This window comes from Pseudoalteromonas sp. AOP7-A1-14, from assembly GCF_052376275.1.
Lineage (GTDB): Bacteria > Pseudomonadota > Gammaproteobacteria > Enterobacterales > Alteromonadaceae > Pseudoalteromonas.
In genome coordinates, this window is sequence record NZ_JBQSVO010000232.1 from 1 (window position 1) to 1,547 (window position 1,547).

4 protein-coding genes are annotated in these 1,547 nt (G+C 37.2%); 2 read left to right on the top strand and 2 right to left on the bottom strand.

What is annotated here, in order from left to right:
* On the top strand, positions 1 to 203 hold a 203-nt coding region (locus ACT3RM_RS17780; protein ID WP_444511501.1), incomplete at its 5' end, for a hypothetical protein.
* Between the two features lie 97 nt (positions 204 to 300).
* Positions 301 to 543 carry a type II toxin-antitoxin system RelB/DinJ family antitoxin gene (locus ACT3RM_RS17785; RefSeq protein ID WP_444511502.1) on the top strand — a complete coding sequence of 81 codons (243 nt, stop codon included), beginning with the start codon at positions 301 to 303 and terminating at the stop codon, positions 541 to 543.
* Between the two features lie 132 nt (positions 544 to 675).
* Here ACT3RM_RS17785 and ACT3RM_RS17790 read toward each other — a convergent pair whose 3' ends face one another.
* Positions 676 to 1,044: a DUF3775 domain-containing protein gene (locus tag ACT3RM_RS17790; RefSeq protein WP_444511503.1), complete on the bottom strand. Its 369-nt coding sequence runs from the start codon at positions 1,042 to 1,044 to the stop codon at positions 676 to 678.
* Between the two features lie 47 nt (positions 1,045 to 1,091).
* Positions 1,092 to 1,547, bottom strand: a 456-nt coding sequence (locus ACT3RM_RS17795) for a hypothetical protein (RefSeq protein ID WP_444511504.1), incomplete at its 5' end; no start/stop codon positions are given.

The following is a 1,547-nucleotide window of genomic DNA, read 5'->3' on the forward strand; positions in this document are numbered from 1 at the left end:
CATGGATATTTCAAGTTTACTCACACATAAGAGCATTGCGTGAAATTCTGAGCGTGAAAGTTCCAGACTTAACGCCCTCGCTGGGTATAACGAGCATAGCGAAGTTGTACCTAGCGGGGGCGGAATTTCACAGGTCTGAAGTTTTTACGCTGTTTTTGGCAGGGGCTAACGCGCTGCGCTTGTTGGCTCACAAAAACGTTTAAAATCGCCCACAGGCGATTTTAATCCGTTTTTGGAGCTTGCAAAGTTGTATCAGTAGAATACAATAGATGTATATACAAATGTAATTACAGGTGAGCTGTGGCTACTATAAATATTCGTGTGAATGATGAACTGAAAGAGCGTTCTTACGCAGCGTTAGAAAAGTTAGGAATAACGCCATCAGAGTTATTGAGACAAACACTGGAATACGTTGCACAAAGAGAAAAACTGCCGTTCAAGTCAGTGTTGCTAACAAGTGAAGATGAAGCGCTTATTGCTGTGGCACAAGCCCGTTTAGCTGATCCAAAAACCGGAGTAAAGGTCTCGCTAGATGACCTATGAGTTAGAATTTGCTTCTCATGCACTTAAAGAGTTGCGCCAGGGCAACATGGATTGAAATTAAATAACAAAGTATAAAGCTGAAACAAAAAAGCTTTATACTTTCTGGACTAGTTTTTCCGTTTGAAGCGCTAGTTAGCCGTTCCACCCCAATTTGATCAAGCCATTTTTAAGGTAATCCGCTAAAGGTGTTTTACTAGATATATAATCAGCAAAAGAGTCCTTATATTGCCCTAAAGCATCATTAACTAAACCATCAAAGTCAGCAGCCGTTTCACCACCTGCTCCTCTACCTAGCCACATGATTGCAGCTAATTCAGCTAATTCTTCTTTTGAAAGAGCTGCTATAGTTTCTTCCAAAACTCTTTCTTCGGAAGAAGTAGTAAAAATATCATCGATATTTATTTCTGAGCCTTTAATTACAGCTGAATCACCAGTATTGGGATAAGCTAATTGAGACTTTTCAATTATATTCTGAATAGTGCTGATTGTGATACTTTGCATTTAATTCTCCATTAACGACGTTAGGTCTATTTACTGCATAATAAGTCTTATTTATTTTGTAATCCCGATACGAAACTACTAAGAAAAAAGCATAAACCTTCAAGCTTTTCAATATCAAAACTCGTGATATCAAAACCTTTTTCGTATGGATATCGTGATTGCATAAAAGCTCCTTCTAGATTTGAAATATCATTATCAAAGTCACGTATCTCTTGCTTAGCACTAAAATGATCTTGTTTATAGCTATTAGCATAACGTTTTTTTATTTCACACCTGTATTCTTCAGGAACTTTACTAAAAATATTCTTTAATTCGTGTCCTGAATGTAAAGGCTTTACATTCAGAAGGCTAATCTCTTTTTCTGCGCCTAGAGGTGTATAAACATTTAGAGAGGACATACATTTCAAATAGAGCTCAATTGCAACTACACCTGTATTTAGTAGGGGTAATAATACGCCTGAACTGGGTGGTAACTTATTCAATATATTCCATGCTTCCATGTT